Here is a 3,391-nt window from a genome sequence, read left to right as displayed (position 1 = left end):
AGAAAGCCATCAGGCTTTCGAGGTAGTCCCCCGACGCGAGACACCGATCATCCGCCGTCCCCCCGGGACATTCCCGGATATTACGCCACCTGATCCAGAATCCAGCCAATATACACCCCCTATCCCTCCACCCCAACGGCACCGGGGGGACCGGGAGAGGGGACGGCATTACCTCCAATCATACAGGCGGCAGGAGGGCGTCGAGTCCTGCCGGATTTCACCCCATTTCTCCCACAGGCCCCGGTATGCCGGGATCCCCGGATCTCCCCGGTACGGGCCCGGATGGGCGGTGCGATCCCCGGATCGGAGGCATATCCGGGCGGATCTGACCCGGACGCACCGCCGATCTACGATAGAACCGGGAAAGGGCGGATGAGATCACGGGGAGAGAGATTGCCATCCCCATCCTATCCTGAGCGGGGAACGAGCGTCAGCGAGTTCGAGAAAACCGTAGGTTTTCGAGTGATCGGGGGCGTAGTCCCCCGGCGCGGGACAGTGATCAGCCACCTCCCCCGCTATCGAGACCGGAGGCCACGATTCCCGGGGGCGATCACCGACCGGCCCCGCTCTCCTTCCCGCCCTGCAGCCACCACACCCCGAGATAGCAGAAGGGCGTGTCGCAGGCCGCCACCGCCACCTTCACCAGCCAGTACGGGATGATCAGGGAGACGATGAACGGGACCGTGTACCCCGGCGCCGCACCGTAGAAGGCGATGAACATGAACGCCGCCGAGTCGATGAGCTGGCTCGCCATCGTCGAGAGGTTGTTCCGCAACCAGAGGTGCCGCCCGTGCGTCTTCTCCTTCCAGAAGTGGAAGGCCCAGAGGTCGTGCGTCTGGCTCGCCGCAAAACAGATCAGACTTGCCAGGATGATCCGCCAGGACATCCCGAAGACATCGGTGTACGCCCCGTTGTACGTGAACCTCTCCGCAGGCGGCAGGGCGACCGAGAGTGCCGTCAGCGCCAGGATGAACAGCAGGGAGAGCACCCCCGCCGCGACCAGGTCCGCCGACCTCTCCTTCCCGTACACCTCCGCCACGATGTCGGTCACCAGGAAAGTGACAGGGTACGAGAAGATCGCCACCGAGACCACGACCCCCCCGATCACCGCCACCTTGTTCCCGACAAGGTTTGCGGCGACCAGCGCCGCGATATAAAGCCCTGCAAGGAGGGCGAACTTCCGCTCTTTCGACCACGCCATAATTGAGGCAGAAATATGGGCCGCCGGGCACGAAAGAGGTGGCGGCCCGGCCGTCACCTGATGTCCGCACGCAGGAACCGCACCCACGCAAGCCCGAAGAAGGCGGCAGGCACAACGAGCAGGGCGATAAGATGGTCGGCACACCCGGCGAGGATGCCGAAGACCGCACCCAGGCTCTCCGCCTCCTCATCAGAAAGGTCCTCCGTCATATGGGACGGAATCGTCACCGCCGCCATCACCTCCAGGTAGTTCCAGGAAGGAGATGCGATCATCGCCGTACTCATGAAGGCCATCCGCCCGTCATAATAGGCGTCGTTCTTCCGATCATACTCATCGAGGACAGCCCGGATCTCCTCGTCAGACATCCCGCTCTCGAACACCCATTCGGGGCTCTCGGGCAGGTCGCCGACGGCCGCGGAGATCACCAGCGGGTTGTTGACGACAAGAGGGAGGAGGACCAGGAGAACGGCGAGGACGAAGAGGGAGGAGACAAGGGCGCCACCGCTCGTCTCCGCAACCGTCGAGAAGAAGAGGGCGATCAGGAAGAAAGAGAGGATCAGGAGATAGGAGAAGAGACCGAAGAGAGCGACCCTCACCACCTCGTCGGGACGGAGGACGATCCCGGAGAGGAGGAGGACAGAGACGCAGAGGAGGAGCATGACCACGACACCGACGGCGATCGCCGCCGCACCGCCGAGGGCCTTCCCCGTGATCACCTCGTCCCGGTAGATAGGGTGGGAGAGGAGGACCTTCAGGGACCGACTCTCCTTCTCCCGCGTGATCAGGTCGAAACCCATCGCAACCCCCAGGAACGCCCAGAGCGTCACCGAAGGGTAGCCGACGATGTGGAAGAGACCCATCACCGCGGGGGAGGACGGCGCCCCCTGGCCGGAGGAGTCGCCGGCATCCCCGGAAACGATCGTCTGCGCCGCGTTGTATTTTTCCAGTGCCGCCTGGTACAGGCCGACACCCGAGACCATCCCCACCGCGGCGAGGAGGAGCATGACCGCAAAGATGCCGAGAAAACGCCTGCTCCCCATGTGGTCGCGGAACTCCTTCGCGGCGATGACCCGCATGCCTTCGGTCCTCATCTGATGTCCTCCCGCAGGAAACGCACCCATGCAAGCCCGAAGAAGGCCGCCGGAAAGACCGCAAAGGCGACGATGTTCCGGGCGAAGTCAGGAGGAACCGGAACGCCCGGCGTGGTCACAGCCCCCAGGATCCCCTTGCAGTTGGTCTGCGGGGAGAGGAGGACGCCGGCGTCCCTGACAAGGCGCATCCGTTCCGTGTAGGCACGCGACGCCTCCTCATACGCCTCCATCTCCTCGTCGGACACGATATCCCCGGACTCTGCCGGCGGGGAGGGGTGCGGCCCGGTGAGGAGGGAAGACCCTGCACCGACGGTAAGGACCGGGACGACCTCCGCGACGATGATGAAGACGAGGAAAGAGGAGACCAGAGCACCCCCGCTCGTCTCCGCCACCGTCGAGAAGAAGAGGGCGAGCACGAAGAAAGAGACGACCAGGACGAAGGAGATGAGAGCCGCGGCAAGAACCCGCAGGGCCTCGCCGGGGCCCGGGACGATCCCGAAGACGAGCAGGACCGCCAGGGAGAGGAGGAGCACGACCCCCATCGCAAGGGCGATCGCCGCGACGCCGCCGAGGGCCTTCCCCGTGACCACCTCGTCACGGTAGACCGGGTGCGAGAGGAGGATCTTCAAGGACTTGCTCTCCTTCTCCCGCGTGACCAGATCGAAACCCATCGCGATCCCGAGAAAAACGCCCACCTGCGCGGTGCTCATGAACATGCCGGAAAAAAACGACAGCACACTCGGCCCGCCCCCGGACGGGCCCGACTCGCCCGACACCACCGCCTGCGTCTCCGCATACGCCGCAAGGTCCGCGCTGTACTGGGCCGCCCCCGTGACCATCCCGGCAACGACGATCACGAGCATGACGCCGAGAAAGAGGTGGAACCTCCTGCTCCTCACATGGTCGCGGAACTCCTTCCCGGCGATCGTCCCGAGGACGCCGGCCCTCACGAGGTCGCCTCCTCGTGATAGTACGAGAGGAAGACGTCTTCGATGTCAGGTTCGTCGCGCTCCAGGCGCCGGATCCCCGCGGGACCGGCGGCCTCGGCGATGGCGTCGCAGATGTCTGTCTCCGCAACGATCCGCGCCGCATGGTGGCC

General features: G+C 64.9%; 3 protein-coding genes. All 3 read right to left on the bottom strand.

What is annotated here, in order from left to right:
* Positions 1–550: 550 nt before the first annotated feature.
* The 3 genes from BP869_RS04800 to BP869_RS04790 are packed head-to-tail and all read right to left on the bottom strand — an operon-like array spanning position 551 to position 3,242.
* The gene (locus BP869_RS04800; RefSeq protein ID WP_201785162.1) at positions 551–1,201 is read right to left on the bottom strand and encodes a queuosine precursor transporter; all 651 of its coding nucleotides are present in this window, start codon (positions 1,199–1,201) and stop codon (positions 551–553) included.
* A 53-nt stretch (positions 1,202–1,254) separates the two neighbouring features.
* Positions 1,255–2,292 (bottom strand): ABC transporter permease, encoded by a 1,038-nt coding sequence (locus tag BP869_RS04795; RefSeq protein ID WP_342677422.1) that lies wholly within the window; start codon positions 2,290–2,292, stop codon positions 1,255–1,257.
* On the bottom strand, positions 2,289–3,242 hold the full coding sequence (locus BP869_RS04790; protein WP_342677420.1) for an ABC transporter permease: 954 nt from the start codon (positions 3,240–3,242) through the stop codon (positions 2,289–2,291). Before BP869_RS04790 ends, BP869_RS04795 begins: the two co-directional genes overlap by 4 nt.
* Between the last annotated feature and the right edge of the window lie 149 nt (positions 3,243–3,391).

Origin of the sequence: Methanofollis sp. UBA420 (genome assembly GCF_002498315.1) — an archaeon.
Lineage (GTDB): Archaea > Halobacteriota > Methanomicrobia > Methanomicrobiales > Methanofollaceae > Methanofollis.
This window is presented reverse-complemented; position numbering and strand designations above follow the sequence as displayed.